The sequence below is a fragment of the Enterorhabdus sp. P55 genome (assembly GCF_009911695.1).
In the GTDB taxonomy this organism is placed as follows: domain Bacteria; phylum Actinomycetota; class Coriobacteriia; order Coriobacteriales; family Eggerthellaceae; genus Enterorhabdus.
On the sequence record NZ_QWKK01000144.1, the window covers coordinates 1 to 4,326 of the forward strand.

Sequence of the window (4,326 nt, forward strand, 5' to 3'; positions counted from 1 at the left end):
GGCCCCGCGCAGCTCGGCCTCGGCCGCGGCGCGGCGGGCCTGGGCCGCCTCGATCTCCAGCTCGATCTCGCCGGCGCGGGCCGTGGCGGCGCGGCGGCGCTCGTGCATGACGAGCGCGGCGGAGTCGAACCGCTCAACGGCCGCCGCGGCGGCGCGGTACTGGCGCGAGAGCTCGCCGGCGTCCACCGAGTCGAGCCGGATGCGCTCCTGAAGCTCCTCGACGGCGGCCTCGGCGGCCTCGATGGCCGCGCGCTTGGCCTCCATGTCGGCGGCAAGCGCAGCCTCCTTCTCCTGCGAGCCGTCCCAGGCGCGCTGGAGCGTGCGCAGGTCGTCCACGGCCAAACGCAGGCTCACGTCGGCCAGCTCGCCGGCCAGCTCCTGGTAGGTGCGGGCCTTCTTCGCCTTGCGCGAGAGCGGCCCGAGCTGGCGCTCCACCTCGGCCACCACGTCGCGGGCGCGGGCCAGGTGCTGGTCCATCGAGGCCAGCTTCCGCTCGCTCTTCGCCTTGCGCTGCTTGTGCTTGAGCACGCCGGCGGCCTCCTCGATGAGGGCGCGGCGGTCTTCCGGCTTGCTCTGGAGGATGGAGTCGAGCGAGCCCTGGGAGATGATGGAGTGGGTGCCGGTGCCCAGCCCCGAGTCGTGGAGGATCTCCAGCACGTCCATGCGGCGGGCCACCGTGCCGTTGATGAGGTACTCGCTCTCGCCGTTGCGGTACATGCGGCGGGTGATGGCCACCTCGTCGTAGTCGATGGGCAGGGTGCCGTCGGAGTTGTCGAGCACGAGGTCCACCTCGGCCAGGCCCGTGGGCTTGCGCGCCGACGAGCCGGCGAAGATGACGTCTTCCATGGCCTGGCCGCGCAGGTGCTTGGCGTTGCGCTCGCCGAGCACCCACAGCACTGCGTCGGAGATGTTCGACTTGCCCGAGCCGTTGGGGCCCACCACGGCGGTGATGCCGGGCTCGAGGGCCATGACGGACCGGTCGGCGAAGGACTTGAATCCCTTGAGGACGAGTGACTTCAGATACATGGGCGCCTAATCCTGCTTCTTCTTGGCGGCTTCCCGCTCGCTCTTCTTCCGCGCGCGCTCCTCGGCCTTGGCGGCCTTGGCCGCGGCCTTCTCGGCGGCCTTCTCCTCGGCCTTGGCGGCCTTGGCCGCGGCCTTCTCGGCGGCCTTCTCCTCGGCCTTGGCGGCCTTCTCCGCCGCCTTCTCCTCGCCGCCGCCCAGCCCGAAGAACTCGGAGAGGCGCGCGAGCGTGGTCTTGGCGGCCTGGCTCTCGGCCTCCTTCTTCGTGCGGCCGACACCGCGGGCGAGCCCCTGGTCGCCGGCGTAGACCTGGGCGACGAAGGTGCGGTCGTGCGGCGGGCCCTGGGTCTCCACCAGCTTGTAGGTGGGGGTGATGCCGTCTTCCTGGAGCTTTTCCTGCAGGGCGCTCTTGGGGTTCTCGGGCTCGCTGGCCATGTCGAGCGACATGCGCGGCACGAGGGTGCGCTCCACGAAGTCCACGGCGGCGGGCAGCCCCCCGTCGAGGAAGAGCGCGGCCACCACGGCCTCGTAGACGTTCTCGAGCGCTGAGTGGAGCCCGCGCTTTCCCGTGCCCGTCTCCGACGAGCCGAAGACGATGACGTCAGCGAAGCCCAGGCCCGCGGCCACGTCGGCCAGCGACGCGCCGGAGACGAGCGCCACCTTGATGCGGGTGAGGCCGCCTTCGTCCAGCTCGTGGAAGCGGTGGAAGGCGGTGGAGGCCACGATGGCGCCTAAGATGGAGTCGCCGAGGAACTCGAGGCGCTCGTAGGAGAACTTCACCGACTTGCCCTCGGTGGCCGAGGGGTGAGTGATGGCCGAGAGCAGCACGCCCTCGTCTTGGAAGGCGTAGCCGAGAATCTCCTGGGCGCGGTCGAGCTTGGAGCGCTGCTCCTCGCTGAGCGTCATGCGCGCTCACCGCCCTCGACCACCTTCGCGGCGATGACCTCGGAGACGTGGGAACGCACGGTGCGGGCCGCGGCGAGCACGCCGTTCTTGATGGCGAGCGGGCTCGACGAGCCGTGGCCCACCACGCAGGCGCCCTTGACGCCTAGAAGCGGCGCGCCGCCGTGGGTGTCGGGGCTCAGCTTGCCCTTGAGCTCGGCCAGGTCGCCCTTGACGAGCAGCGCGCCGAGCTTGCCCTTGGCCGAGGCCATGAGGGCGTCCTTCATATAGCGGAACAGCACCGACGAGGTGCCCTCGATGGCCTTGAGGCAGACGTTGCCGGTGAAGCCGTCGGTGACCACCACGTCGAAGGTGCCGGCCAGGATGTCGCGCCCCTCGGCGTTACCGGCGAATTCCGGCACCTCCGCGCGCAGAAGCGCGTGGGCCTCCTGGGCGGCGGCAGACCCCTTCGTGTCCTCCTCGCCGATGTTGAGCAGGCCCACGCGCGGAGCCGCCACGCCCATGATCTCGCGGGCATAGACGGCGCCCATCTGGGCGAATTGCACCAGGTACTCGGCCTTGCAGTCAGCGTTGGCGCCCACGTCCAGCAGAAGCGTCGGCGTGCCGTAGGCCGGCAGCACCTGGCCGAGGGCAGGGCGCTTGACGCCCTTCACGCGCCCCATGACGAGCGTGGCGGCGGCCAGGCAGGCGCCGGTGGAGCCGGCGGAGAAGAAGCCGTCGGCGGCGCCCTCCTTGACGAGGCGGCAACCCACCACGAGGGAGGAGTCCCTCTTGCGGCGCACGGCGTTGGCCGGGTGCTCGTCCATGGCGATGAACTCAGTGGTCGCCCGGGCCTCGGCGCGCTCGTGGGAGGCGGCGAAGGGCTCGACCACCTCGGCCGGGCCGCACAGGATGACGGACAGGTCGGGGTCGGCGGCGAGGGCCTGGGCGACGCCGTCCAGGACCACCCCGGGGGCGTCATCGCCGCCCAGGGCGTCCACGGTGATGGTGACTTTCTCTGCCACGCTCTGCTCCTTCGTGTTGGATGCTCGCGGGATGCGGCCCGGCCGCCCGCCGGCGGCCCGCGGGCCCCGGGAGAATACTGCGGCCTACAGCCAAAAAGCCCCCTGGCGCGCCTGGCGTCGTGCCAGGCGTGCTAGGAGGCTTGCGGGGACCTCATGCAGATGCGGAAGCCATCCGCACGGCGTCGCCAAGCGGACGCGCTACTCGGTCTCGATGACCTCGCGGTTCTTGTAGAAGCCGCAGGTCGGGCACACGCGATGCGGGAGCTTGACCTCGCCGCACTGCGGGCACACGGAGCGAGCGGGAGCCGCGATCTTGTCGTTGCTGCTGCGGCGGGCGTGGGTGCGGGCGCGGCCGGTCTTGCGCTTGGGTACTGCCATGGTCGATTCTCCTTCATTACATCCCGGGAGGCAGGGCCCGCCGGGCTTTACTTCGCTAAACGCACGAAACGGTATTCTATCAAAGGGAAGAACCCCCCGCAAGGGTGTGGTGGCGGGTTTTTTCGCGGCGGGCGTCGCAGGCGGGGCCGGGTGCGGCGGGCGCTTGGCGCCGCAGGCAGGGGCGGGTGCGGCCCGGTCGCGCGCATCGCGGTGCGTCGGCGCCCCCCCCTACTCCCCGAACTGGAGGCGGTAGTAGCGCGCGTAGGTGCCGCCGCGGGCGAGCAGCTCGTCGTGGGTTCCCTGCTCCACCACGCGCCCGTCCTCCACCACGGCGATGAGCGAGGCGGATCGGATGGTCGACAGGCGATGGGCGATCATGAGCGTGGTGCGCCCGCGGGAGAGCTCCTCGAGCGAGGCCTGGATGGCGCGCTCGCTCTCGTTGTCAAGCGCGCTCGTGGCCTCGTCGAGGATGAGGATGCGCGGGTCGCGCAGGAACACGCGCGCGATGGCGATGCGCTGCTTCTGGCCGCCGGACAGGCGCGCGCCGCGCTCCCCCACCAGCGTGTCGTAGCCGTCGGGCAGGCTCATGACGAAGTCGTGCACGTTGGCCTTGCGCGCCGCGGCCTCGATGGCGGCGTCGTCGGCGCCGGGGCGGCCGTAGGCGATGTTCTCGCGCACGGTGCCGCCGAACAGGTAGACGTCCTGCTGCACGATGCCGATGGCCGCGCGCAGCGACTCGAGCGTCACGTCGCGCACGTCAATGCCGTCGATCTCCACGGCGCCCGCGTCCACGTCGTAGAAGCGCGGCAGGAGCGAGCAGGTGGTGGTCTTGCCACCGCCGGAGGGCCCCACGAGCGCCACGGTGGACCCGGCCGGCACCTCCAGGTCGAGCCCGTCGAGCACCGGCCGGCCGCCGTCGTAGGAGAAGCGCACGCCGCGGTAGCTCACGCGCCCGCGCGGGGCGCCAGACCCGGCGCCCGCGCCGCCTGCCCGCGAGACGCCCCGCGCGCCCGGGACC

The 4,326-nt window shown here is 71.7% G+C and carries 5 protein-coding genes; all 5 read right to left on the bottom strand.

Features of this window, described 5'->3' with window-relative positions; genetic code table 11:
- A partial coding sequence (locus D1643_RS09900) for a chromosome segregation SMC family protein (protein WP_160710462.1) occupies nt 1-1,026 on the bottom strand: 1,026 nt, incomplete at its 3' end.
- Between the two features lie 6 nt (nt 1,027-1,032).
- A complete protein-coding gene (gene rnc / locus D1643_RS09905; protein WP_160710463.1) occupies nt 1,033-1,929 on the bottom strand; it encodes a ribonuclease III in 897 nt (298 codons plus the stop codon).
- Entirely contained in the window at nt 1,926-2,930 is a 1,005-nt protein-coding gene (plsX, locus tag D1643_RS09910; RefSeq protein ID WP_160710464.1) for a phosphate acyltransferase PlsX, read from the bottom strand. The genes rnc and plsX overlap by 4 nt, the downstream gene beginning before the upstream one ends.
- A 198-nt stretch (nt 2,931-3,128) precedes the next feature.
- The gene (gene rpmF / locus D1643_RS09915) at nt 3,129-3,308 is read right to left on the bottom strand and encodes a 50S ribosomal protein L32 (RefSeq protein WP_160710465.1); all 180 of its coding nucleotides are present in this window, start codon (nt 3,306-3,308) and stop codon (nt 3,129-3,131) included.
- Nucleotides 3,309-3,536: 228 nt separating this feature from the next.
- Nucleotides 3,537-4,326: ABC transporter ATP-binding protein (locus tag D1643_RS09920; protein ID WP_160710466.1), on the bottom strand; the 790-nt coding region annotated here is incomplete at its 5' end.